The 23,591-nt window shown below is 54.3% G+C and carries 20 protein-coding genes and 1 pseudogene; 12 read left to right on the top strand and 9 right to left on the bottom strand.

What is annotated here, in order from left to right; translation table 11 throughout:
- Nucleotides 1-254 precede the first annotated feature (254 nt).
- From G6041_RS02680 to G6041_RS02690, 3 genes are all read left to right on the top strand, one after another.
- Complete coding sequence (locus G6041_RS02680; RefSeq protein ID WP_012124395.1) at nucleotides 255-896, top strand: hypothetical protein; 642 nt, start codon at nucleotides 255-257, stop codon at nucleotides 894-896.
- A 36-nt stretch (nucleotides 897-932) separates the two neighbouring features.
- Nucleotides 933-2,606 carry a hypothetical protein gene (locus G6041_RS02685; protein ID WP_228370870.1) on the top strand — a complete coding sequence of 558 codons (1,674 nt, stop codon included), beginning with the start codon at nucleotides 933-935 and terminating at the stop codon, nucleotides 2,604-2,606.
- Nucleotides 2,607-3,050: 444 nt separating this feature from the next.
- Nucleotides 3,051-3,950 (top strand): hypothetical protein, encoded by a 900-nt coding sequence (locus G6041_RS02690; RefSeq protein WP_012124398.1) that lies wholly within the window; start codon nucleotides 3,051-3,053, stop codon nucleotides 3,948-3,950.
- Between the two features lie 204 nt (nucleotides 3,951-4,154).
- Here G6041_RS02690 and G6041_RS02695 read toward each other — a convergent pair whose 3' ends face one another.
- A complete protein-coding gene (locus G6041_RS02695) occupies nucleotides 4,155-4,559 on the bottom strand; it encodes a DUF2251 domain-containing protein (RefSeq protein ID WP_012124399.1) in 405 nt (134 codons plus the stop codon).
- 144 nt (nucleotides 4,560-4,703) lie between these two features.
- On the opposite strand from G6041_RS02695, the pseudogene G6041_RS02700 reads away from it, so the two are divergent.
- A pseudogene (locus G6041_RS02700) lies at nucleotides 4,704-4,998 on the top strand (DUF4113 domain-containing protein); the annotation flags it as partial.
- Nucleotides 4,999-5,083: 85 nt separating this feature from the next.
- Here the strand turns inward: G6041_RS02700 and G6041_RS02705 are convergent.
- On the bottom strand, nucleotides 5,084-5,923 hold the full coding sequence (locus G6041_RS02705) for a helix-turn-helix transcriptional regulator (protein ID WP_004386786.1): 840 nt from the start codon (nucleotides 5,921-5,923) through the stop codon (nucleotides 5,084-5,086).
- 99 nt (nucleotides 5,924-6,022) lie between these two features.
- On the opposite strand from G6041_RS02705, the gene G6041_RS02710 reads away from it, so the two are divergent.
- Both G6041_RS02710 and G6041_RS02715 read left to right on the top strand, forming a co-directional pair.
- Nucleotides 6,023-6,919 carry an SDR family oxidoreductase gene (locus G6041_RS02710; RefSeq protein ID WP_012124400.1) on the top strand — a complete coding sequence of 299 codons (897 nt, stop codon included), beginning with the start codon at nucleotides 6,023-6,025 and terminating at the stop codon, nucleotides 6,917-6,919.
- Nucleotides 6,920-7,390: 471 nt separating this feature from the next.
- Entirely contained in the window at nucleotides 7,391-7,972 is a 582-nt protein-coding gene (locus G6041_RS02715; RefSeq protein WP_012124401.1) for a DUF4142 domain-containing protein, read from the top strand.
- A 190-nt stretch (nucleotides 7,973-8,162) separates the two neighbouring features.
- Here G6041_RS02715 and G6041_RS02720 read toward each other — a convergent pair whose 3' ends face one another.
- The gene (locus G6041_RS02720; protein ID WP_084999248.1) at nucleotides 8,163-9,380 is read right to left on the bottom strand and encodes an MFS transporter; all 1,218 of its coding nucleotides are present in this window, start codon (nucleotides 9,378-9,380) and stop codon (nucleotides 8,163-8,165) included.
- A 408-nt stretch (nucleotides 9,381-9,788) separates the two neighbouring features.
- On the opposite strand from G6041_RS02720, the gene G6041_RS02725 reads away from it, so the two are divergent.
- Complete coding sequence (locus tag G6041_RS02725) at nucleotides 9,789-10,700, top strand: LysR family transcriptional regulator (protein WP_012124404.1); 912 nt, start codon at nucleotides 9,789-9,791, stop codon at nucleotides 10,698-10,700.
- 356 nt (nucleotides 10,701-11,056) lie between these two features.
- Nucleotides 11,057-11,662 carry a class I SAM-dependent DNA methyltransferase gene (locus tag G6041_RS02730; protein ID WP_012124405.1) on the top strand — a complete coding sequence of 202 codons (606 nt, stop codon included), beginning with the start codon at nucleotides 11,057-11,059 and terminating at the stop codon, nucleotides 11,660-11,662.
- A 192-nt stretch (nucleotides 11,663-11,854) separates the two neighbouring features.
- On the opposite strand, the gene G6041_RS02735 is transcribed toward G6041_RS02730, so the two are convergent.
- From G6041_RS02735 to yedE, 3 genes are all read right to left on the bottom strand, one after another.
- Nucleotides 11,855-12,538: an SOS response-associated peptidase gene (locus G6041_RS02735; RefSeq protein ID WP_012124406.1), complete on the bottom strand. Its 684-nt coding sequence runs from the start codon at nucleotides 12,536-12,538 to the stop codon at nucleotides 11,855-11,857.
- Nucleotides 12,539-12,616: 78 nt separating this feature from the next.
- Nucleotides 12,617-12,850 carry a sulfurtransferase-like selenium metabolism protein YedF gene (yedF, locus tag G6041_RS02740; RefSeq protein ID WP_004386794.1) on the bottom strand — a complete coding sequence of 78 codons (234 nt, stop codon included), beginning with the start codon at nucleotides 12,848-12,850 and terminating at the stop codon, nucleotides 12,617-12,619.
- The gene (gene yedE, locus G6041_RS02745) at nucleotides 12,847-14,064 is read right to left on the bottom strand and encodes a selenium metabolism membrane protein YedE/FdhT (RefSeq protein WP_004386795.1); all 1,218 of its coding nucleotides are present in this window, start codon (nucleotides 14,062-14,064) and stop codon (nucleotides 12,847-12,849) included. The genes yedF and yedE overlap by 4 nt, the downstream gene beginning before the upstream one ends.
- A gap of 203 nt (nucleotides 14,065-14,267) precedes the next feature.
- Between yedE and yedD the strand changes: the two genes are divergently transcribed.
- Entirely contained in the window at nucleotides 14,268-14,681 is a 414-nt protein-coding gene (yedD, locus tag G6041_RS02750) for a lipoprotein YedD (protein WP_012124407.1), read from the top strand.
- A gap of 353 nt (nucleotides 14,682-15,034) precedes the next feature.
- Here yedD and fliT read toward each other — a convergent pair whose 3' ends face one another.
- Genes fliT through fliD form a run of 3 tightly spaced genes read right to left on the bottom strand, consistent with a single transcriptional unit; the run spans nucleotide 15,035 to nucleotide 17,247 of the window.
- Nucleotides 15,035-15,397 (bottom strand): flagella biosynthesis regulatory protein FliT, encoded by a 363-nt coding sequence (gene fliT / locus G6041_RS02755; protein WP_004386798.1) that lies wholly within the window; start codon nucleotides 15,395-15,397, stop codon nucleotides 15,035-15,037.
- Nucleotides 15,397-15,807 (bottom strand): flagellar export chaperone FliS, encoded by a 411-nt coding sequence (fliS, locus tag G6041_RS02760; protein ID WP_007850993.1) that lies wholly within the window; start codon nucleotides 15,805-15,807, stop codon nucleotides 15,397-15,399. Before fliS ends, fliT begins: the two co-directional genes overlap by 1 nt.
- 9 nt (nucleotides 15,808-15,816) lie before the next feature.
- Nucleotides 15,817-17,247 carry a flagellar filament capping protein FliD gene (gene fliD / locus G6041_RS02765; RefSeq protein WP_007776091.1) on the bottom strand — a complete coding sequence of 477 codons (1,431 nt, stop codon included), beginning with the start codon at nucleotides 17,245-17,247 and terminating at the stop codon, nucleotides 15,817-15,819.
- A 435-nt stretch (nucleotides 17,248-17,682) separates the two neighbouring features.
- On the opposite strand from fliD, the gene G6041_RS02770 reads away from it, so the two are divergent.
- The 3 genes from G6041_RS02770 (at nucleotide 17,683) to G6041_RS02780 (ending at nucleotide 23,591) form a co-directional block, all read left to right on the top strand.
- Nucleotides 17,683-18,519, top strand: coding sequence for a flagellin N-terminal helical domain-containing protein (locus G6041_RS02770; RefSeq protein WP_007776089.1), 837 nt, complete (start codon nucleotides 17,683-17,685; stop codon nucleotides 18,517-18,519).
- Nucleotides 18,520-18,731: 212 nt separating this feature from the next.
- Nucleotides 18,732-20,219 (top strand): hypothetical protein, encoded by a 1,488-nt coding sequence (locus G6041_RS02775; RefSeq protein WP_012124408.1) that lies wholly within the window; start codon nucleotides 18,732-18,734, stop codon nucleotides 20,217-20,219.
- Nucleotides 20,220-20,240: 21 nt separating this feature from the next.
- Entirely contained in the window at nucleotides 20,241-23,591 is a 3,351-nt protein-coding gene (locus G6041_RS02780; protein ID WP_012124409.1) for a bifunctional class I SAM-dependent methyltransferase/glycosyltransferase, read from the top strand.

The raw sequence follows: 23,591 nt of genomic DNA on the forward strand, positions 1-23,591 counted from the left end.
TCAAATCTCCTGCAATGTGGGAGATTTGAGTATGGTTGTCCCTTATGAGCGAAGAGTGGAAATTCGCAGCTCCAACAACTACATGGCCAACATTGAGGTGTCTTAATCAACGCGGAGCAGGTCAGTTACTGAAGTTTTTTTCTGTTTCTCGTCCACCTTGAATTATGAACAACATTAGAAGATATTAAGTTTTGAACGAATAAAAATGATCGTATTTTTATTAATCAGATAATTATAATAATCTGAGGCGATGAATGAAATTAGTGAAGATTGTAGGGTATTGCGCAGGTGGAGTTGCAGTAGGTGTTGCTGCTGTTGCTTTAGCTCCATTCACGGGTGGCGGCTCGGTCTTGGGTGCTGCTTCATTAGCAGGATCACTGCTCGGTGCAGAGGCTCTTGCTGTAGGGGCTGCTGTAGTGGGAGGTGCTGCTGGAGCGGCTGCAAGCGTTGCGGATGACTCTGCAACTGAAGCCCGTCGCCAGAGTGATATTAATCAAGGCAGGAATGAGGAGCGGGCTCGCCATACTGCCGAAATGCATGCACTGAAACGCCAGATCACCGCGCTGTTGGATCAAATTGCCAATCGTGACCAATTCATTGTCGCTGCATTCGGACTTGGCATAGCATGCGCTTCCACTAGTCGTAAACTCACAGACAATTTGATGGAAGAGCTGGACTGGCTGATTTGCGGGATAGGTACGAGAGCGCAGCTGCCTGCAATTACACAAAATAAAATTTCAGAAATGAGAAGTAACCCACCCTCAACAAATTCAGCCAAAGCGTTGATCAAAAAACATGCCTTTACTAGCAGTGAACACGAAGAAATCTTCAACATCATTATCAATACAGTTGCCGAATTTACTGAAGGTAGCCTCCAAACCGCCCATGGATTCTGACAGTTTCTAATTGCTTGCTGGATATAGGATAGTGACATGGATAATGCTCAACGACATAAAATGCGATTAGCTAACATTCGACAGCACCAATCAGCAGCAAGGAAAGGTAACCTGGCGATGCCTGATTTGTTTGGATTAAGCCTAATCAATGCCGAAGATGCCCGGTTTATTGAAAATAACGATATGGCTGCTGCCTATGTTGGCGAACTCTATAGTTACGAAGTTAAAGATTCAGATATCGCAGAAATTACTGATTTAATCGCAAATATGGATGCGGAAAGCGGCTCTAATTCAATTCTGGAACCCGTCTTCCTTGGCCTTATCGATGGCACCATGCGGTCATTTAAGCTTGGTACTAAGCAAGGGATCACCGCGTCACGACTCTATAACGAATGCAAAGTATTTTCGTATGCCAAACCGCAGAGCAATACGACGATTGATAGTTATACCGAACAGCTCAATGAGCAGGTGAACATCGCGATATTTGATAAACGGTCAGTCTACTATAAGGGAAAAATGACTCGCGATGGCAACGTAACCACGATGCGAAAAGATTCAGATCCGATTAAAGAAAAGTATTTTGGTGACGAGAATACTGCCCAAGATGGTTATGATCCTGATAGCGTTATTTATAAAAACAAGAAACATGCCAAAAGTGAAGGTTTACCGGGGCAAGCTGCTCAAGCAGATCATGTGGTGCCTTGCGCAGAACTTTGCAAAAATCTCAAGAGCAACAAAGCATTGACTGTTGATGACATAAAAGACATCATCAATATTGAAGAAAATATTGTGATTACCAGCCAGGTAAATAATGCCGGTGGCAATAAAGCTAAACATGATTTGACGCGTGACGAATTACAACAGCAAATTGACCAGGGCTACGTACTTAGTAAAAATAAGCAGAATAAAATAGTTCTTACGGAAAAAGACAAAGAAGTCAAAGCGAATCAAATTAAGAGAATGGACGAAGCACAAATTGCCTTAGATAAGAAAACAAATGAAACAGTGTGGGGTAATGTCAAAAGCAACAGAGAAGTTCAACAGAGACTGGCTGTCGATGCGGGCAACGCTGCGGGACACCAACTGCTGGGAGAAGTGATTTTATTTGCAATAAAACCGCTCTACTATGAGTTAAATGACTGTCTCAGAAATGGCATTGAAGATGGGATTGCCGCAAATAGTTTCAAAGAGGCGCTTAAGGAACGCTTTGGCCGGATGAAAATGCATATTATGGAAAAGGCAGCTAACCTTTTAAAAGGTGGACTACTCTCCTTTTTTAAAAACTTCATCAGCATGCTGCTCGAAGGGATCCTTAACTGCTTCGTTGGCGTATTTAAAAAAATCGCTCGGGTAGTTAAGGAAGGCGTAAAAATATTGATGCAAATTGCTCCTATCCTGAGGGACGCAAACAAATCACCTGCGCAAAAAGGCGATGCCATTCTAAAGCTCATTGCAGGCTCGGTAACTATGTTTGCGGGTATCGCTATCGAAAGCTGGCTCAGTGGCATGGGCATGGGTGAGCCGTTAAGTATAATTGCGGCCTCATTTTTGTCTGCTGTCTTAACCGCACTCACCATGTATGCGCTGGATAAAATGGATTTGTTTAACATCAACAAAGGATTAAGAACTCAACGTATTTCTGAAATTCTCAATCTGGAGATTGAAAATACAGAACATGAAATTATCGATTCCCTTACTCTCCTGACTTAGTAAGGGTTGAGCGTTAATAAGCTTTCAGTAGTCCTTCACAATAGCTTCGGTTGTGTCTGGAGGATTACTTTGTCATCGCGTTGATATAAATTAGAAACCATTATCGCCATTACCACGCATTAATCCGTGTGCATTACCGAACCGGCGATTCAGAATTAAATAGCACCTTTATGTGTCTACCCATAATTCAGTGCGACTGTAATTGTATTATAAGTGATCGCTCAGGCGATTACCTTACTCGATCCTAAAATGGTTCATCGCCAGTTTAGGATTGGCATACTGCACCTTTTTGAAACGCCCGCTTCTGGCACAAAGCTGACAGGGCTATTGCCTCGCAAGTCACTCTAACCAGAAGTAGACTAAACCGTTCGGAAAGTTACTTGCTGTTTGAGCAGGTATCAGGGCAATCTTAGTAGATTGACCTGATACCTGGAGCTATGTCAGATGAATATGATGCTAAAATTTATGCTCTCTCAGTATGCTCAACTGCCCATACCACAGGACATCCTTTATAGCTGGCTTGAAAAATGGATTTATGAGCAGGAAAAATACTGTGTGGATACCACCTTTTCAGCACGTTTTCCATGGAAAGAAACTGGCTTACCACAAGAGTATTTTTTACAGCGTAAACTCAATATTGATGGTCATCAGTTTCTTACTGGTCCGCGTTATCGCGGGGGCGATATCAATAACCCTTTCATTGATATTGTCGCTTCAGACTCCAACATAGATTGCTCTGTACTCAAATCTGTCTGCCAGGAGTGGGAGCAGCTAAAGCCACAGTACATTCGAATTCTCACGCCCGGCCACGAAGAAAGTCAGGGTATAACAGACCAATTTATCTATGCATCCTGGCTGTCTGGTGCTTCAGAATATCCGGATGACACAGTAACCCTGAGATTGGCTGAGTACGTCGATTTTGAATGGTGCCGACGGGCTCTGATGGATGCCTATCAGTATTCGTTGTTAGCTATCCCAGCCTTAAGAGGCAATCTGTGCCCTGTCGATGAAGAAGAGCTCAGTAATCATATTTCAGAAGGTAATGCGCATATTGTTTACGAAGAGGGAATCCGTGTAGGACTGATAATTTGCGAAAGAGGAGACGTTGCTTTTTTACGTGGCTATAGAATTTCTGAAGAGGTTATCGTTCCTGCCTTTCGCGGACGCTCTTTGGCCTCCTTTGCTCAGCGCCTGCTTTGTAACTCTCTTTACCATTCCAGCCGGGAACCAATTCTGTTGACAGGAACTATCATTCCGGAAAATTTGCCATCCATAAAGACAGCTGTAAAAGCGGGGCGGACATGTATTCTCAGATATGAGTTTTTACCTGTGATGTTTAGTTAATCGGCTGAACCTGAACGTTAGTTCTGTTGCCGTGTATTGATATAAAATATGTCTATATGACTTTCTCTTTTTGACCTGCTCCCTGTTGATTCACCCACCACGATGTTAGTAACGCCTTCATCACCAGTCTGATTGAAATAATAGCGAAGCTATTAACTCCCGATGTGCGGACATAGTTATGGCAGGCGCCAGGCCTGCCGAACCTCATCGAAAAAAATCGTCTACCGCATCGCTCCACTCATGGCCTGACTTCGACCATATTTTGTTTATTGGTGGAGGAAAACCACTTCTGCAGTACCCATTTTTCCCGACGAAATCAAAAGCTCCATACGGATATCCGTTAATCAGTAGCACGCACTTTTGACTATCTTCAGACCAGCCAATTTTTACATCAGAAGGGACGTGGCCGTCAGAAATATCTTCGGCGTTGTAGATATGCAACGCGTCCTGAATCGGATTTCCGTCGACAGATTCATCAAGAGCGTAGAAATATCCGGTCTCACCATCGTCCTCAAAAACTGCCGCCAGCATCCCCTCAGGAGCCAGGCTCTTTATCACCTGCGCTTCACCAACTACGAGCTCGGCCTGTATTGTTACTAAGATTGCCATTCAAATTACTCTCCTTTCCTTGTGCATTACGTTAGATAGCTTTCTAACTTACCGCAAATTTAACATAGCGTCTGTTCTGGCATATAGCAGATAGTAATAACACTATAGAATTCTCTTAAATATCCCGCACGGTCAAGAACGGCACGAATTTTAGAAGTCGTATGGCATGGCGACCACCGGTACCAGAAAGCGGGGGATACTGGGTGACTTTTTCAGCCAGGGCGTGGCGCAGCTGAACCTGTTTGATGAGAGCGCGCCGCGCGCTAACAGCGAGGCGCTGATATCACTGAGGGACAAATTCAACCAGCAGGGGCGGGGAACGCTCTATTTTGCGGGGCAGGGCATCCAGCAGTCGTGGCAGATGAAGCGGGAGAGGCTTTCGCCTTGCTGCACGACATGGCTCGCTGATGTACAGACCGCGCGGGCATGGTTAAAGTGATGGTCTCCGGGCATTCAATGCAAGATAACATCCGCTTTGAGCGAGGCGCGGACGTTTAATCATGGCAAACTGAAGAAAGTCTGACTCAGCCTTCGCGCTGGGCCCGGTTTTGGGTTATCCAACGCTCTATTTTCATCCTGCTTTCTTCGGTTGCTGGATTGAAGAGCATCATTGACAGATCCGGCCTCCCTTCGACAGAAAAGGTGCAAAACTCCAGCGCAATTGTCCCGATTTGCGGGTGATGTAGCATCTTTAACCCTTCCCCATGCCCGGCAACATCGTTGTTACGCCACAGGCGGGCAAAGTCAGCGCTTTGAGCGGATAGCTCCTCAACCAGCCGAGCGATTTCCTCTGACGCACCAAGGCGCGCGGCATCCGCCCGAAAGGCATTGACGATGAGCCGGGCCACGCCCTCCCGGTCGTGCTGCATCTCCAGCGCCTCGGGGTCGGTAAACAGCAGGCGCAGAATATTTCGCCGCGCGGGCGGCAGCAGCGCGTAGTCCTTCAGCACAACCGTCGCCGGATAATTCCATGCCACTACATCCCAGATGACGGTTTTGATAATCGCCGGAATCGTCAGGCTTTCCAGCACGCGTTGCAACCGTGGGGTTATGCTGCCGGACGGACTTACCCGGCTTTCCGGCGGATGGCCAAAGGCAAGTATAAACAGATGATCGCGTTCGGGAGATGTAAGCCGCAGCCCGGCAGCAATCCGGTTCAGCACCTCGCGTGAGGGGGCTCCCCCTCGGCCCTGCTCAAGCCAGGTATACCAGGTCGGGCTGATATTCGCGAGCTGAGCCACCTCTTCGCGGCGCAGGCCCGGCGTACGGCGGCGGCCGGGCAAAAAACCAAACGAAGCCGGGTCAAGTCCCAGACGGCGGGCCCTTAAAAAATCACCCAGAGGATTTTCAGAAAGCAGCGTCATAAATTAGCCTGTTAATGTTTATACACTGATAACGTCACTACTTTAATAGTAAAAGATCCGTGCTTACGCTGTTGCAGTAAATTACTCAGGAGAAAGACCATGCGTATTTTTGTAACGGGTGCGACGGGTTTTATTGGCTCACGTGTAGTATCAGCCCTTCTTGCACGCGGCCATCAGGTGACCGGGCTTGTGCGTTCAGAAGAAGCAGCCCGGCAGTTAGTCGATAAGGGCGTTACTGCCCAGCGCGGAACGCTGGAAGATCCCCTGTCGTGGGTTGCAGGCATCGACCAGTGCGATGCAGTGATCCACACCGCCTTCGATCATGATTTCACCCGTTTTGTGGAAAATTGCGAAAAAGATCGCCGGGTTATTAGCGCTATTGGCTTTGTGCTTCAGGGCAGCCAGCGCCCGCTGCTTATCACCTCCGGCACCGGGATGGGTGATGACGGCAGCGGCCAGCCCGCTCTGGAGCAGAATTTCAACCCGGCACATCCTAACCCACGTGTAGCCTCTGAGCTGGAAGGCTCTCAGCTACTGGAATCAGGGATTGATGTGCGCGTGGTGCGTTTGCCTCAGGTTCACAACACCGAACGCCAGGGGTTAATCAGCTATTACATCTCTCTTGCCAGAGAAAAAGGCGCAGCAGCTTACATTGGCGAAGGTAAAAACGCCTGGTGTGCGGCACACGTGGATGACGTGGCCGGGCTGTACGTAAAAGTGCTTGAGCAAGGCGAACGCGGCAAACGTTATCATGCGGTAGCGGAGGAAAGCATTGCCTCATGGCTGATTGCGCAAACCGTGGCGACCGGCCTGGATATCCCTGCTGTTTCGCTGAAATCAGAACAGGCCGCAGAGCATTTTGGCTGGTTCGCCGCTTTCACAATGATGGATATGCGTGCCAGCGGTGCATGGACACGCCAGCAGCTCGACTGGCAGCCCAAAGGACCAGGGCTTATTGATGATTTGCGCAGCATGAGTTTCTCAGGCAAGCCTTAGACCCAGCGCCGGGTAGCGGTTAAAACTTACATCTATAGGCAAAGCCTGTTATTACGGCGCCGCCGATACGTCCGCTCCTGGCACAGAGCAGATGTTATTAACACCATACACGTGTCTCTGATTTTCGTACTGTCAGGGACGACGCGACGTCTGGATGCCGTATGGCGTGACGACCATCGGTACCAGAAGACGGGCGTTATGCCGGATCAGGCACGGTTTTATGGGCAAGTAGCGACAGGCAGTCAGAAATTCTCTGCCTGCTTTTTTGTTTTTATCACCGCAGGCCAGCGATCCGCTGACCGCAGTTTTATGACGCGCAAGCGCGGGTGTTTTCTTGCTGATTTGTCTGACTTAAGCAACCCTCCCGGAATGTTAAGCCTATACTGACCAGTGTAGTCGTAACTTTCCTCTGAGGCGGCGTACGGTAAATGAACCGATACCCGCCTTACCTATGGTTATCAGGAGAACAACATGCAAAAGACGAAAACCCTGAAAGGGCTGCTGGTTGCCTCAGCAGTCGCCGCGATGTTCAGCACCGCAGGCGTGCAGGCCGAGACAGCGAAAAGCACCACGCAAAATGAGGCCGCAGGCCAGACCACATCGGGTGCGAAACTCAGCGCGGGCGATGAAAAAGCGCTGAAGGACATGGCGCAGGCCGACATCAATGAAGTCGCAGCCGCGAAGATTGCGCTGGAGAAAGCACAGAACAGCGACGTCAAAGCCTTTGCACAGAAGATGGTCGATGACCATAGCGCTGCCCTCAGCAAAGTGCAGGCGGTTGCCCAGCAGAAAGGCGTGACGCTGCCGACCGAGCCCGACGCGAAGCACAAGGCCATGGCCGCTAAGCTTGAAAAAGAGAGTGGCGACGCCTTTGACAAGCAGTATATGGAGAACGCCGGTACTAAAGACCACAAAATGGTGCTCTCAAAACTGCAGAGCGACGCCAAAAAAATTAAGGATGCAGATGTGAAGGCGCTGGCCGACGCGCATACGCCGGTTGTTGAGGAACACCTGAAGTCTGCCGAGCAGATGTCGAAACATTCAGGTAAATAATCGGGTCAATGTGTGAGCACAGGGTTCGGTAAACCGGAATACTTGTGCTCAGGACAAAAAATCGCGCCACGCCAGAAGTGGCGTTGTTGTTGCGATCAATAGATGAATAACAGGGACGTTATTTTCACCACATCGCAGGCAAAAAAACCAACCGCAACAGGTTGGTTTTTTAATCGGTACGGACACCCATTCACATTGTGTTCGTGTCGTTCATCTGGCCGTGAAGCGTTGTGATAAGAAAAGCGGGGCGCCGCATTTGCCACAGCATCCAGATGACGCCCAGGCCCACGACGATAGCGCCAACCCAGGCGGTGCTGGTCAGTCCCATAACTTCCAGACTCGCCCCTCCGAACAGTGAACCCAGTGCAATGCCACCGTTGAAGCCGGCAATGTTTAATCCAGCGGCAACGGCGGGAGCGTGCGGCGCATGGCTATGGGACAATCTGATAACACGTGCCTGCAAGGCCGGTACAGCCGCGTAAGTCAGTGCTCCCAGCAAGCCCGTGAGCAGCACCATCAGTGGCAATGACGACGCTGACAGCCAGATAGCCAACAACACGACGGCGAGGCCGACAAGCACCGTCATCACGGCCGCATCGGGCCCCTTACGATCGGTGAGTCGCCCACCCCATACGTTGCCAACGGCTGCCATGATGCCATAACCCAGCATCAACAGGCTGGCAGTGCCTGAGCTAACCTTCGTCACTTGCTGTAAAACGGGTGAAATATAGGTATATAGCGCGAACGATCCTGCATAGGCCAGTACGGTGATACTGGCGCCTGCCAGTAAACGCGGATTGAATATGGTCCGTAGTCCGTTCATCGCATTAGCCTGCGTTAAGGTATCGTCACGTTCCGCTGGCATCAGCGTCAGTAAGCCCAGAAAGCCAATGGCACCACTGCCTGCCACTCCCATAAAGATAACCTGCCAGCTTAACAAACTGCCCAAATAGGTGCCGACTGGCACGCCAATCGCCAGTGCCAGCGTCAGCCCGCCGAAAACTACCGCGACGGCCGCACCAGCGCGATGCTGCCCGGCAAGCTGCGTTGCCACGCTGGACGCCACGGCGAGAAAAACGCCATGCCCCAGACCTGAAGCAAAACGAGCGACCAGCATTGGCATCAACGCATCGGACACACTTACCACCGCGTTGCCCAGCGTAAACATTGCCATCGCCACCAGCAGTAGCCGCTTGCGTGGCCAGCGGGTTGCCAGCGCGGTCAAAACAGGCGCGCCGATCACCGCGCCCAGAGCGTAGGCTGTGACCGCCATGCCAACCTGGCTGACAGTGGTATGCAAATCGGCAGAGATGGTTGACACCAGCCCGATAGTGACGAACTCAGTAAAGCCCAGTGCAAAGGCGCAAAGCGCGAAGACATAGATGACGAAAGGCATACGTTCACTCATACCGTAACCTCCTGCTGCCGGTGGTTTAGCTCCAGCGGGAATTTCGTCACGGCCGCGGGACCGCCGGGCGCGCTGTCGGCTTCCTCAGCCGTTTTTTTACGTTTATGGTGGATCAGGACGAACAAAGGGTGTGGCATGGTTTGGGGCTCCTGTATTGCAAAACCGATGACCGCCTTCGCCGATGTGACGGACACGATGACGCGCCGGGCCGCGGGCGATTCTCATCAGCCAGCACCCCCATGAAAAGGGTGAAGCAGGGGCTGGAGATGACGATCTTCGGGGGAAAGCGGCGCGTCGCCAAAGACCAATACTTACTGCGACACGCCAGGTTTTGATCGCCATTCTAGTGATGCCGATCTACCATATAAATGACCATAATCGACAAACACTTTCCCTGAATCGTACCAAATGACTTTACGCAATCTTGATGACCTGGCGGTATTTGTGCACGTCGTTGAGTGCCGGAGCTTTTCTGCGGCGGCGCGCGCCCTGCATCTGGCACCCAAGACCGTGAGCAAGCAGATAGCCCGGCTGGAGCAGGCGCTGGGCGCGACTCTGTTTGAGCGAAACACGCGCAACCTGCGCATCACCCATGAAGGGCGCGCTATTGCCGAGCGGGCGAAGGTCGCGCTGGGCGTACTGGAAGAAATGCAGGAAGTGGCGACGGGCGCCAGCCGCGATCTGCGCGGCATTATCCGCCTGACTGCGCCCATGCCGTTTGGGCGTAAGTACGTGGCACCGGCCATCCAGGATTTCTGCCGCCTGCATCCTGGTGTCACTTTCGACCTGCGGCTCTCCGATCAGATGCAGGATCTGTATAGCGACGATTTGGATCTGGCTATCCGTATGGGTGAGCTGGCCGATTCGCGGCTGGTCGCGCTGCGTGTGGCCGACAACCGCCGTATCCTGGCGGCATCTCCTGATTATCTGAAAGCGCACGGGCAGCCTGCTCATCCGCAAGATCTGGCGCAGCATAACTGCCTGGTGTTCGCCTATCCGGGCCTGCAGCAAAGCATCTGGCCGCTGCGCAAAGGCCGCATGGAAAAAGCTGTCGCGGTGGGCGGCACGCTGTGCAGCGACAGCGGCGACGTGCTTCACGCCTGGTGCCTTGCCGGGATGGGCATCTCGCTGCGAGAGACCTGGGATATACATGAAGAACTGCGTGACGGGCGGTTAATACGCGTTTTGCCGGAGTGGGAAGCGACCCCTTCCAGGATCAGCATCGTGCGGGCGCGGCGAGAGCCCATTGCTCGTCGGTTGACGGTGTTCAGTGATTTTCTGCTGGAACGCTGGCGGGATGCGCCGTGGGATGCGCCCTGACAGGTTTTATGCCTCTTTGCTGCCCCCAGACGTTAACGATCAGTAAAGGGGCGTTCTGGCTGTCAAGATCGGTGAAATTCATGTGGCTCTCCGGTGATGAGGTGTCCGGTGAATCTATTGCACCTGGCAACACGTTCACAACCGAAAAACGGACGAGTATTTTTCGGTAAAGAGTAACTGATGGTCAGCAAGGTTTGCCTGCCCGACGTTCACGGCTCCCGCAGAAAGCGGGGAGCGGGCTGCTTATTTACGCGGTCACGTAAAAAAACTTAACGCCACCCACCTGGAATCGGCGGCTTCAGGCGCTCGCCCGTGTGCGTATACTCAGTCTTTCAATTTCATCCAGGATACGCCTTATGACTCATCCTTCCTCACAGACCGTCGCGCATTTTTACCGCCACCATGCCCTGCAGTGGGACGAGATAAGACAGGCGCGATTTGTTGAGCAGCCGTGGCTCGATGCCGTACTGGAGGGGCTGCAAGAGGGCGGTACCGTGCTCGATATCGGCTGCGGGTCAGGGAGCCCGGTAGGTGTGTATATCGACAGCAAAGGGTTTGCTATCACCGGCATTGACGTAACGCCTGCGCTGGTTGCCCTTTGTCGGGAACGGCTGCCGCGCCACCGCTGGTTAACCGGTGATATGAGAACGCTGTCGCTTAGCGCGCGTTTTGATGCGCTGATTGCCTGGGACAGCTTTTTTCATCTCACGCGTGAAGATCAGCGCGCCATGTTTGCTATTTTTCAGCAGCACGCAAAACCAGGCGCGAAATTACTGTTTAACAGCGGGCCGGAAAATGGCGAAGCGGTGGGGGAATTTCTGGGTGAGGCGTTATATCACGCGAGCCTGTCGCCGGAAGAATACACGCAATTACTGAATGCGCATGGCTTTGACGTTCTCACGTTTCGCCCGAATGACGCGGCGAGCGGTGGGCGCACCGTCTGGCTGGCGCAAGCGCGCTGAGCTTATTGACGCCGCGGCCCGTCTCGACGGGCCATATTATCCGGCATTACAGCCAGCCCATATAATCGGCGCCCCAGACGACAACTGCCACTATCACTAAAATCATCGTTGTTTTGCGCATCGTATACGTTCTCTGATTAAGTTCTTCCTTAACATCATGCCCGTAATACGAAAGATTATCTAATAACAGCGTCACACGACAGGGTTATCAACAGGGGCGAGCAGGTCCGGGCTCTGGTTTCTGATATTCCCTACCGCGCGATCCACCGGGTGCCAGATAAACGCGTCAGGCCCGAGCGCGCCGTCGTGCGCGAGCGTTTCTGCGCGTTTGTCTGAGGTCTCCGGGCTGAGCCAGGCGAGCGCGGCTTCTGCCGTTAACGCCACCGGGCGGCGGTCGTGGATGTCGATGAGCCCTTTGTCCGCCGCCGCGGTGACAATCACAAACCCTTCCCGGTCGTCGCCCTGCTCAAACGGCGCTTTGCCGATGGCGGCGAAAAACAGCGGCTCGCCATCAGCGCGGTGAATGAAATAAGGCTGCTTTTTATCGCCTTCGCGTTTCCACTCATACCAGCCGTCGGCAAAGACAATCGCGCGCCCGTGTTGCCACAGCGGCTTAAACATCCGGCTGGTGGCGGCGGTTTCCACGCGCGCGTTAATCAGCGGCGTTTTATGCCACCACGCTGGCGCATAGCCCCAGTGAACAGGGTCGAGATGCAACACATCTTCGCGCTGGCTCAGTAACAGCACGCGGGTGCCGGGCGCGACGTTATAGCGCGCCAGCGGCTCCGGGTCGAAAGCGATATCGCGCTCCGTCGTTTCATCAAGCGCCGCGAGGTACTCTTCACGGCTTAAGGTCTGGGCAAATCTGCCGCACATAGCAGGCTCCGGTTAACAGGCTTTACCGAAGTATAGGGCAGGAACCGCGCGCCCTCCCGGCGGGGAGGGCGCTGAGGGTTATTTCTGAATGAGATAACGGATGGTGGGGCCATCCTGCTGGATATCCAGCACCGTATAGCCGTGGTTGCGGGCGTCCAGCGGAATGTTATTAATCGACTGCGGGCAGTCGCTGATCACTTCCAGGATCTCGCCCTTTTTCAGCTGCGGCAGCGCTTCGAGCGTGGCGACCGCCGGGTAAGGGCAGGGCTCGCCGGACATATCCAGGCGATAATCAGGGGTAATGGCGTTCATGCGCCCTCCTTAATAGCCGCAGCGGTGGCGGCAGGTTTCTGACGGCGGAAAAAGCGTTTCTCCTGCGCGATGACCAGCATCAGCGCGGCGAAAAGCAGCAGATACGTCACCAGCAGTCCGCCGAGTGGCCCGAATGTATTCAGCAGATTGATTTTGTCCCAGCTGGTCGCAAGCGACGGCGCAAGGTCATCCCAGAAATACGCCAGCACGGTGGAGCCAATCACGTTGCCAAGCCCCACCCACCAGTAGTGCACCTGGCCTTCCACAGCGCGATACATCCAGCCGGTTTCACAGCCGCCGGCCAGCACAATACCGAAGCCGAACAGCAGCCCGCCGAGCACCGCGTTCGGGCCAGCCCACATGATTTTCGGCTCGGCACCCAGCTGGACATAGCTGAAGATGCCGATGGCGCTTGCGGCCATGCCGAAAATAATCGCTTTAGCCATATGGGTGCGGCCGGTTATCCACATATCGCGAAACGCGGAGGTAAAGCAGATCTGCGCGCGTTCGATAAGCAAGCCAAAACCGACGCCGAACAGCATCGCGAGGCCCAGTTTCGGCGCGTTCATGGCCGTGAGCAGCGCCCAGCCAATCATGCCCGCAAACACCAGCATCCCGATGCGAAAACGGCGCTTCGCCTGGTCAGGCTTTTGCGTTAGCGGCGCGGCGGCGCTCACTTTCTGCATTTTCACCGGAATACGAAACAGCGGCAGCAGGGTAAAGCGCGCGCCGAACCACGAGCCGATGGCTGTCGCCAGCGCGAAAAACCAGGCGTGCAGCGAGAACTGCGGAATACCAGTAAAGAATGCGGCCAGGTTGCAGCCCATCGCCAGACGCGCGCCGAAACCCGCGATGATGCCGCCCGCGACCGCCTGAATAATGCGGATGCGGTGCTGCGGCATACGCAACTTCACATTGTTGGCCCACAGCGCCGCCGCGAAGCAGCCGCCGAACATGCCGATAATCATCATCCCGTCGATGCGGGTCAGCGGGGTGCCTTCCAGATGAATCAGCTTGTAGTAGCCCCAGTTTTCAGCGTGAACGCCGAAGAGCTGTAAGAGTTGTCCGCCCCAGCGGGTGAATTCGCCGGTAACGGCCCAGAAGGTGCCGGTGATGCCGAAATAGTAAGTGGAGAGGATGCCTGCGGCGATTACGGCGGGCAGGGGTGCCCAGAAACGAACGAGATATTGCTGTTTAAAGTCGTGCCATGACATGAATTTTAGCCTCTGAACTCAGACGGAACTAAAAGGCGCTGTGAGCGCGCCAAAAGAAGCCCGCATCTTACGCCGCTGGCGGTTTTCGCACAGCAAAAATTCGGCAAAAGTGAATCTGGATCAATTCCCGCGCCGCTGCGTTGGGGTGGAAGCGTTAACGCTTTAATGCCACAATCTTTTTTTCTTCACGGGCAGGACAAACGATGAAAAAAATCGCGCTGGGATTGATGATGCTGGGGCTGAGCGGATGCGTTCAGGTGGAGAACTATAACGAGGTGGTGAAAACGCCGCCGCCTGCGGGGTTGGCAGGGTACTGGCAGTCGAAAGGGCCGCAAAGCGAGCTGGTAAGCCCGGAGGCGATCGCGAGCCTGGTGGTGACGCCTGCAGGCGATACGCTTGACTGCCGTCAGTGGCAGCGGGTGATTGCGCTGCCAGGGAAGCTGATGCGTCGCGATGATACCCTTTATAACGTGACCAATAAGCTTGAGGTTTATAAGCTTTCGCGCGAGGGCGATACGCTGGAATACGCCGGGATGACGCTTGAGCGCGTGGACCGTCCGACGACCGAGTGCGCGGATTTCCTTACCAAAAATCCGCTGGATACGCCGCTGCCGTAAGGGCGTTTTCAGTGAAAGTGAGCCTGGCGCGTATCTGCATGCCGGGCTTTTTTATGGGGGGCTGGCGGCGGGTGCGCTTCGCTTACCCGCCCTACGGGAGAGTGGTTTCTGATTTCAGGCGGATGCGCTTCGCTTACCGGCCCTACAGGCCGGAATGTCTTTTGTAGGGTGGGTAAGCGTAGCGCACCCGCCATCACGCCAAACCCCACCACCACGCCAAACCCCGCCAAAGGCCAAACCCCCACCACCAGGCCGCACACCCGCTTCACACATCACACTGAAATATTCACATTCCCGGACGGGAGAAAAGCGCAGGGCCGCGGCGTAATACCGCGGCCCTGAATGACAGGAAATTATTGATTGAAATCGTTTGGCATTAACACATTGCCGGAAAGCTTACCGTAGGCGGATACCAGCGATTTCTGATTGCCGTTCTGCTCAATCAGTACGCGTAATTCTTCCATCCGCGCCTGAAGCTTGATTTTCAGCGCTGCTTCGTTGGCCAGCACCTTCGTCAGCAGCTCACGCGCTTTTTCCTGAAACACGCTGTTATCCGGCTCGATTGGGTTGCGGGCAATCGCTTCTACCAGGGTAACGTACTTTACTTCCTGTTCAATCAGCTCATCCCACTGTCCTGAGTTCGCCAGGCTGAGCATGGTATTACTAAGCGCGTACAGCGCCTGCCAGTTGTTTAGGGATGAGATGAAATCATTCATCAGAACGTTTCCTGCGCGAGAGTGGTGCCGGGGCCAATCTGCTTCCAGGCGTCAGCAATATTGGTCATCAGGGTTTCAACTTCATTGATGGCATCAACATCGTTACGCAGGTTGGCATGCAGTAAACGTCGCACCATGTATTCATAAAGCGAGGCTAGGTTACGCGGCAAATCGCCGCCAATATCCATATTCAGGCCAGCTTTGAGTCCGTTATCGATAATGTTAATGGCTTTAGTCAGCGCCTGACCTTTTGCCACCGTGTCGCCCTGTTCAATAAACAGGCGCGCGCGGACAAGGGCACTGAGTGCCCCGTCAAATAACATTACGACCAGCTGGTGTGGGCTTGCGCTCATTACCGCACTTTCCAGGCCCACCTGCTGATAGGCCTGAACACCAGAGCTATTGTACATATCCGTTCCTTAACTGCTTGAAGAGGAGAACTGTTTAGTCAGGTACGTTGAGGTGCTGTTCAGTTTGTTTACCAGGGAATCCAGGTTGCTAAACTGCGACTTATAACGCGCCATGGTGGCTTCAATGGAAGCTTCCATCGCGGTATAGCGCTTATCCAGCGATTTCAGCGTGTCGTTAATACTGTCTTTCGCGTTCTGAATAACGCCTTCTTTGCCGGTGGTGGTGCTCAGCATGGAGGTCAGGGTGTTATTCATCTGCGTGGCCATACCGGTCGCTTTGCCGTCGCCCACGAAGTAGGCCTGAACGGCGTCCGGGTTTTCGGTCAGCGCTTTGGTCAGTTTCGCATCGTCAACTTTCAGTACGCCAGCGGCGCCGTCGGCAGCCAGAACCGGGTCCTGTGTGATGCCGAGCTGTGCCATGATAGCGATACTGCCGCTCTGCACCTGGGTCAGCGTGCTGCGCAGCTGAGACTGGATGGAACGTACGTTACTGTCGCCGATCAGCGCGCCGTTGTTGGAGGATTGCGTATCGCCCGCATCCACTTTGACGTACTTGGTCACAGAAGCAATGGTGGACTGCAGCGCGTTATACGCGGTCACCCAGTCGGTCACGGCCTTTTTGTTGGCGTCGGTCGCGCGGGTCACAGAGAGCGTTTCGTTAGCGGTGCTCTGCGCTTTCAGCGTCAGCGTGGTGCCCGGCAGCGCGTCAGAAATCACGTTAGTGGAGCGTTCGATTTCGATATCGTTCACCACCACTTTGGCGTTCTGAGAGGCCGTCTGGATGGAGAGCGCACCGGTTTTGGTGCTGGAATCGAAGCCGATAATCCCCTGCAGGGTATCGTCGCCGGTGACCGTGACGGTCATGTCATTGCTGGTGCCGGTGGTTTTGGAGGTCAGCATCAGGCGGTAGTCACCGTCAGACGCTTTAATCACGCTCGCGGAAACATTGCCGCCCGCTTTGTTAATCGCTTTTGCGATGCCGTTCAGCGAGGTATCGCCATCAGCCAGAGAAACGGTCAGCGGTTTGGACGTGCCCGGCTGGCTGATGGTGACGGTACGGGTGGTGCCCGTAGTGGCACCCAGCTGCGTGGTGTTGCTGGCGATAGAGCCAGAGGTCAGCACCTGCGCTTTCGCCATCTGTTTTACGTTGACGGTGTAATCACCGGTCATCGCATCGCTGGTGGTGGTCGCCGCAAACGCGGTATTGGTGCTGCTGACCGAGGTTGAATTCCATGTTGCGGTTTTACCGAGCGCAGCCGTCGCGGTCTGCAGGCTCTGCAGCGAGCTTTGCAGCTTGCTGTAGGCGCTCAACTGCGTGTTATACGTCGTCTGCTGTTTGGTAATAACCGTCAGTTTGGTTTGTTCTGCCGCTTCCAGCTTGTCATACAGATCGGCAAGCCCAAGATTCGAGCCTACCCCGAGATTACTGATTGTAGCCATGCGTGATTTCCTTGAAGTCGATGGTCGTTTCAGTCTCTTATCGGCGACGCAAAGCAAAAGTTTACTCCTGGCGGCAAAAAAATAATCCCTGGAATAGATGATGCAGACGCAGGCTATTGAGCCGATAGCCTGCCTTAAGTGAAATATTCCCCTTCTTTATATGTCTGCAAAAAAGTCAGAAAAAAATGACCAACCCGCATTAATAATAAGGAAATGGCAGCCAGAATTTATTTATACAATACATAAGAAAAATCTTAGTTCTGAGACTTATAAAAAGACATTAAATAAAACAATTCTTTTAAAAACAATCACATGTAAATTTTTTGAGTTTGTTTCTAAAGTCTTTTTAAGAAGCGTCGATAACCTTGTTGACGGTGAGAGACGCCGTGAGTGTTAGGCACCGAACCTAAACCCAATTTTTGAAGGAATTAAATTATGTCAGTTATCAATACTAACCTTTTGTCCCTGACCACTCAGACCAACCTGAACAAATCTCAGTCTGCTCTGGGCACTGCTATCGAGCGTCTGTCCTCTGGTCTGCGTATCAACAGCGCGAAAGACGACGCTGCTGGCCAGGCGATTGCTAACCGTATGACCTCTCAGGTTAAAGGTATGACCCAGGCTGCTCGTAACGCAAACGACGGCATCTCCCTGGTTCAGACCGCTGAAGGTAACCTGAACGAAATCAACACCAACTTACAGCGTATCCGTGAGCTGGCTGTTCAGGCTGCAAACGACACCAACGGTTCTACCGACCTGACTTCCATCAACACGGAAATCACTCAGCGTCTGTCTGAAATCGACCGTATCGCTGGTGGTGCTAACTTCAACGGCAAAAAACTGCTGGACGGTTCTGTAAGCACCGCTCTGAAAATTCAGGTTGGCGCTGGTACTTCTTCTAACGATACCATCTCCATCGACAGCAACGCGCTGATCAACGCCACTTCCGGTACTCTGGACTCTGCGCTGAGCACCTCTATCGCAGACAACTCCTCTGCACAGGCTGTGATTTCTGCTGCTGACGCTGCTATCGCTAAGATCGATACCGCGCGTTCTAACATGGGTGCGATTCAGAACCGTTTTGAATCTACCATCAACAACCTGAACAACTCTATCAACAACCTGTCTGCGGCACAGTCCCGTATCCAGGACGCTGACTACGCGACCGAAGTTTCTAACATGTCTCGCGCTCAGATCCTGCAACAGGCTGGTACTTCTGTACTGTCTCAGGCAAACCAGGTTCCGCAGTCCATGCTGTCCCTGCTGCGTTAATAGACGCTCAAGCTTTCAAAAAGGTTGCTGGAAACAGCAACCTTTTTTTTTGCCTGTCAGTTATCGGCATTTACCTTAAATGCAATCTCCAAAATAAGCCGCTATTCGCGGGGTTTTTCACTCCATTATGCCCGCGCCCCCGATGTTACCCTTTCAGGAAAGCTTCCTTTTTGTGTGCCGCGAAGGGAATCCACCCCCAGGTTGCGACAGATATGGCCGGGTTGACTGGCAAAACGCCGTCGCGCGTTGCAATTAATGATGAGTTAAAACCGATGAATCAGTTTGCCCAGTGTCGTGCAATGCATCAGTACTACCGTGACATCTTCACCCGCACTATTTATCTCCCTGAAGCGGATGTGATGCCGTCGCATCTGGTGGCGGAAGTGTTGCACTTCTGGAGCACCGATTATGCCGCGATGGAGCCCGCCATTATGGCGGCGCCAATGCCGCCCGAACTGGATGCTGAAAAAGCGCTGGCGATTAAACATCTGCTGTGCGCCGCAACGCTTGCCAACCAAGCGTTCGACAGTAAAAAGCAGGGGCATCAGATTGCCGCCGTGGAAGGTTTCGGCGATCGAGTGACCGCGCACGTGGTGGAAGCGCTTAAGCGCGACGACGCGGTCAATCTCGTGGTCGCCGCCATTCAGCTCCTCTTTCGCGTGGGCGAAATCGACGGCGCGGTCTTTTTAATCTCGAATCATCTTTCGCGGCTCAGCAACAGCGCGCCGGTCTTGAAAATTCTGCTGCTCATCTGCCTGATGGAAGAAGACTACAACCAGGCGCAGGTGGTGATTCAGGCGCTGACCAGCGATTCTTCCTTAATAGAGGAAGAGTCGCTGGTGCTGCTGATGATTGTTTGTGGCATTTATAAGCTTGGCGGCTGCCCGGATTCCTTTATCGATTTCCGCCCGCTCAATGAACCGCTGCCGCTGCCGGATTACAGCCGTTACAGCTGGCATATCCCGAAAGCCGCCACCGGTAACACCACGGTGCTGATCTCCTGCGATCCGAACTATTTCTTCGATCACGCCCAGGCGCTGGTGGCGTCAGTCTATGACACCAACGGCACCGCGCTGGATGTGCATCTGCACATCTATAACTGCGACGCGCGCTGCGAGGCACGCGTGCGCGAGATGCAGGCGGCGTTTCCTGGCCTGAACTTTTCTCTCAGTAGTGAAGTTATCGCGCCGGTGCGCGGCATTAACGTGCATTACGCCTCGCGCCGTTTTGTTTTCCTGCGTTACGCGCTGGAGCAGTTTGACGCGCCGGTGATGCTGCTTGATGCCGACTGCCTGGTGCGCAAACCCTGGGCTGATGTGCATACGCGTCTTGACGACGCTGACCTGATCCTCACCTGCAGCGACGGCGCGCCGCTCTGGGAGCGCGTGCTGGGTGCCTTTATCTATGCCCGCCCGACGCAGGCGAACTTCCGCTATCTCGATATCGTGGCCCGTTTTATCGACCGCAACCTGGCGGCGGAAAACAACGAGTGGTTCCTCGATCAGGTGGCGCTTTCATTTGCGCTCGACACTTTGCCTGCTGTTGAACAGATGCAGGTACGCAGGGAGGAGGCTTCACGGCTGGTGTGTATCAACCATACGCCAGACGCATTCGCCTGGATGGTTACAACGGTTAAAAATGGCAAGGGTCCATTCAGCGATTATAAAACCAGTCTGATGGCGAAATACCTCAGCGCATAAACTCTCTATTTATTAAAACGGATGAATGATGTGAAGACGCTCTACCCGGAACACCGCATTAGCCCTCTCGCGCTGCACGCCAGCGCCGCGCTTAACCACGTGGCGGCGGCGTCGCCTGCGTTCGCACGCGTGCTGGAGATTGGCTGCGGGGCAGGCGAGACGCTCATCGCCCACGCCCGCGCCTGGCCGAACAGCATCGCGCTTGGGATCGATCTTGACGAAGCGCGTATCGGTGAAGGGCAGCAACAGATCCAGGCAAGCGGGCTGACCAATATTGAGCTGTTCGCCGCGGGTCTTGGCGATCTGCTGGCGGTCTCGCCGGGCGAGTTTGACTACATCATCATTCACGGGCGTTTTTCCCACACCGACGACGACACGCGCGACGCGCTGCTGCGCTGGTGTCGTCAGCATCTCTCTGCGCAGGGCATCATTGCGTATCACGCGACGCTTGCAGAGAACGACGATGACGCCACGCTTCGCGACGCGCTCGCGTTCCACAGCCAGCGCGCCGCAACTCACAATGAAAAGCTCGCCTCGGCGCGTGCCATGCTTGGATATCTGGCGATGACGCTGCCGGATGGCGCGCTCAAAACGCGGGTGCTGGCGGCGGAAGCGCTGGACGATGCGTCGCTGATGCAGCGCTATCTGGCAGACGATACGGCTGCCCGCAACTACACCGATTTTGCCCGCGACATGCAGGCGCTGGATCTGGCGTGTATCGGCGATGCACTCCCGCAGACCGATCTTGCCGCGTGCTATGGCGAACGCCAGCAGCAGCTCCATGCGATGATCGCCGGGCCGCGCGATCGCCACAGCGCGCGCCAGTACCTCGATTTCGCGGTCAACCGCCGCGAGCGCTTCACGATGCTCTGCGCCAAAGACGCGGCAGAGCCATCCTTCGTGCCGGATCTGGCCATGCTGGAATCCCTGCACTGGGCGGGCAACTTCACCCGCGTGTTCACGATTAATGGAAAAGTCGTCAGCGGCCATATCTCACAGTCCGGCGTGCCGGTGCGTACGGAAAACCCGGTGACGCTGCAAATTCTTGACGTGCTGGCGGGCGCCTGGCCGATGAGCCTCAGCGTCGAACAGCTGATTTTTAACTGCCGCCTGCCGGAGCGTCCGGGCGACGACACCCGCAAGCAGGTGCTGGAGTCGCTGCGCGATCTCTTTCTCAATAATCTCGACGGGCTGTTCTGGAGTGCCGTACCGGGGCCGTATAACCTGGCGGAAAACGATGTGCTGGCACCGGTCTTGCCGCTGCCGGTGACCGATGAAGAGAGCCGCGTGCTGAACCTGTGGGGCGAGGCGGTTACCGTTACGCCCGCACACTGGCGCTGGCTGCGCGACGGCATGCGCACGACTGACGATGACGCCTGGGCAAGTTTTACCTCGCTGCGTATTCGCGGCGTGCTGCAAGGCACACCGCTCGCCTGGAAAAATGTCATTCAGCCGTTTCTGCGCACCGGCAACGTGGCGTGGCTGAAACAGTGCCTGAATACGCTGTTGCTCCTGAGCGTCAGCGAGCGGCGCGGCGGTCTGCTGCAAAGCGAAGCCAATATGGACGCCGACAGCCAGACCGACAGCAGCGAGATGGATGCCGTCTATGCAGAGGCCAACCGGCTGATTGTCAAAGGTATGGCAAAAGAAGCGCGCGAGTATACCCGCGAACTGCTGGCGCAGGACCCGCAGAATATGCACATCCTGCGCTGCTATTCACGTACCTGCGTGCTGACCGGCGCGTGGGACGAGGCGCTGGACGCGCTCTGCCGCCTGATGGGCCATTACTTCTCAAGCCTCGACATCTATTACGATCTGGCGACCGCGCTGCAAAAAACGCTCGATCACTTTAACGCCAAAAAAGTGGTGCAAGGGCTGTTGCGCCTCGATGAGAAAAACGCGGGTTTCTGGAACTCGCTCGGCACGCTCTACCACGCGCGTGGCGACATGACGCTTGCGGAAAAATGCGCCCGCGAGGCGTTCCGCTTCCAGCCGCGCAACCCGCGCTATCTGGCCATGATGGGCGTGGTGCTGAGCGATAACCAGAAGCTCGACGAAGCGCGTTATTTCCTGGAGAAATCCCTGGAACTGTCGCCTGAAGATTTTGACTGCTTCACCAGCCTGCTGTTCGTGCTGACGCACGACAACCGCGTCAGCGCGCAGGAGCTGCTCGCGAAGCACCGCGATTATGGCGAGCGCGTTACGGCGTACGCCGAACGCTTAGCGCTCAATCTGCCGCTTAATAATGAGAAAGATCCGCACCGTAAGCTGCGCGTCGGGTTTGTCTCGGGCGATTTGCGTACGCACCCGGTCAGCAACTTCCTGCTGCCGTTCTGGGAGTCGTTTGACCGCACGCAGTTTGAACTGGTGGGCTATAACGCCGCGCCGATGCACGACGAGGTGACCGATCACCTGCGCGCGGGCGCGGTGTTGTGGCGCGATGCGTATCAGTTAAGCGATCGCGAGCTGGCGCGCCAGATCAACGACGATGGCGTGGACATTCTTATCGATCTCTCCGGGCATACCACCTGGACGCGGCTGCCGATGTTCGCGCTGCGCCCGGCACCGCTGCAAATGACCTGGATTGGCTACCCTGGCACGACGGGCGTACCGGCGATGGATTACCGCCTGCTGTCGTCTACGCTTGCAAGCCCTCCAGGGCTCGCTGAGCAGTTTACCGAGCAGATCCTCTGGGTGCCGATGCGCAAAATTTTTGAGCCGCACCCGCAAAGCCCGGATGTAAATCCGCTACCGGCGCTGCGTAACGGCCATCTGACGTTTGCGAGCTTCAACCGCCCGAAAAAGATTAACGATGAAGTGCTCGAACTCTGGGCGAAAATTCTGGTGCGTGAACCCAGTGCGAAGCTGCTGATGGGCTTTATGGCCGATGACGAGATGATTGCCATGATGACGCGCCGCCTGACGCATTTCGGCGCGCGCCCCGAACAGCTCATTTTCAGAACGCGCACCGGGCTTATCGAATATCTCGAATACCACCATCACATCGATATTTTGCTCGACGCCTTCCCGTATACCGGCGGTACCACCACCAACCACGGCGCGTGGATGGGCGTGCCGACGCTCACGCTTTGCGGTGAGACGATGGCGGGGCGTCAGGGCGTTGAAACAATGAATGGCTACGGACTGCCGGAATTTGTGGCGAACGATAAAGCAGACTACGTCGAAAAAGCGCTCTCCTGGCAGGGCCGCTTTGAGGAACTGAACGCGATTCGTCTCTCCATGCGCAGCCGCATCCCGACGAATAACGCCGACGGGTTCCGGGTGGCTGAGACCTTTGAAAAAGGGCTGCGCGAGGCGTGGAAAATTTACTGTACCGGAGAAGCGCCGCGTTCGTTCTTCGTTGAGGAATAA

The sequence above is a fragment of the Cronobacter sp. HA18003 genome (genome assembly GCF_011605905.1).
GTDB classification, from domain to species: Bacteria; Pseudomonadota; Gammaproteobacteria; order Enterobacterales; family Enterobacteriaceae; genus Cronobacter; species Cronobacter sakazakii.

Bases quoted from the DNA above. Each gene is read 5' to 3' on its own strand.
- G6041_RS02730 (WP_012124405.1), top strand. From the start codon at position 11,057: ATGACTCATCCTTCCTCACAGACCGTCGCGCATTTTTACCGCCACCAT.
- G6041_RS02705 (WP_004386786.1), bottom strand. From the start codon at position 5,923: ATGACGCTGCTTTCTGAAAATCCTCTGGGTGATTTTTTAAGGGCCCGC.
- G6041_RS02680 (WP_012124395.1), top strand. From the start codon at position 255: ATGAAATTAGTGAAGATTGTAGGGTATTGCGCAGGTGGAGTTGCAGTA.
- G6041_RS02780 (WP_012124409.1), top strand. From the start codon at position 20,241: ATGAATGATGTGAAGACGCTCTACCCGGAACACCGCATTAGCCCTCTC.
- G6041_RS02770 (WP_007776089.1), top strand. From the start codon at position 17,683: ATGTCAGTTATCAATACTAACCTTTTGTCCCTGACCACTCAGACCAAC.
- G6041_RS02695 (WP_012124399.1), bottom strand. From the start codon at position 4,559: ATGGCAATCTTAGTAACAATACAGGCCGAGCTCGTAGTTGGTGAAGCG.
- G6041_RS02725 (WP_012124404.1), top strand. From the start codon at position 9,789: ATGACTTTACGCAATCTTGATGACCTGGCGGTATTTGTGCACGTCGTT.
- G6041_RS02735 (WP_012124406.1), bottom strand. From the start codon at position 12,538: ATGTGCGGCAGATTTGCCCAGACCTTAAGCCGTGAAGAGTACCTCGCG.
- G6041_RS02720 (WP_084999248.1), bottom strand. From the start codon at position 9,380: ATGAGTGAACGTATGCCTTTCGTCATCTATGTCTTCGCGCTTTGCGCC.
- fliT (WP_004386798.1), bottom strand. From the start codon at position 15,397: ATGAATGATTTCATCTCATCCCTAAACAACTGGCAGGCGCTGTACGCG.
- yedF (WP_004386794.1), bottom strand. From the start codon at position 12,850: ATGAACGCCATTACCCCTGATTATCGCCTGGATATGTCCGGCGAGCCC.
- yedE (WP_004386795.1), bottom strand. From the start codon at position 14,064: ATGTCATGGCACGACTTTAAACAGCAATATCTCGTTCGTTTCTGGGCA.
- yedD (WP_012124407.1), top strand. From the start codon at position 14,268: ATGAAAAAAATCGCGCTGGGATTGATGATGCTGGGGCTGAGCGGATGC.
- fliD (WP_007776091.1), bottom strand. From the start codon at position 17,247: ATGGCTACAATCAGTAATCTCGGGGTAGGCTCGAATCTTGGGCTTGCC.
- G6041_RS02685 (WP_228370870.1), top strand. From the start codon at position 933: ATGGATAATGCTCAACGACATAAAATGCGATTAGCTAACATTCGACAG.
- G6041_RS02715 (WP_012124401.1), top strand. From the start codon at position 7,391: ATGCAAAAGACGAAAACCCTGAAAGGGCTGCTGGTTGCCTCAGCAGTC.
- fliS (WP_007850993.1), bottom strand. From the start codon at position 15,807: ATGTACAATAGCTCTGGTGTTCAGGCCTATCAGCAGGTGGGCCTGGAA.
- G6041_RS02690 (WP_012124398.1), top strand. From the start codon at position 3,051: ATGAATATGATGCTAAAATTTATGCTCTCTCAGTATGCTCAACTGCCC.
- G6041_RS02710 (WP_012124400.1), top strand. From the start codon at position 6,023: ATGCGTATTTTTGTAACGGGTGCGACGGGTTTTATTGGCTCACGTGTA.
- G6041_RS02775 (WP_012124408.1), top strand. From the start codon at position 18,732: ATGGCCGGGTTGACTGGCAAAACGCCGTCGCGCGTTGCAATTAATGAT.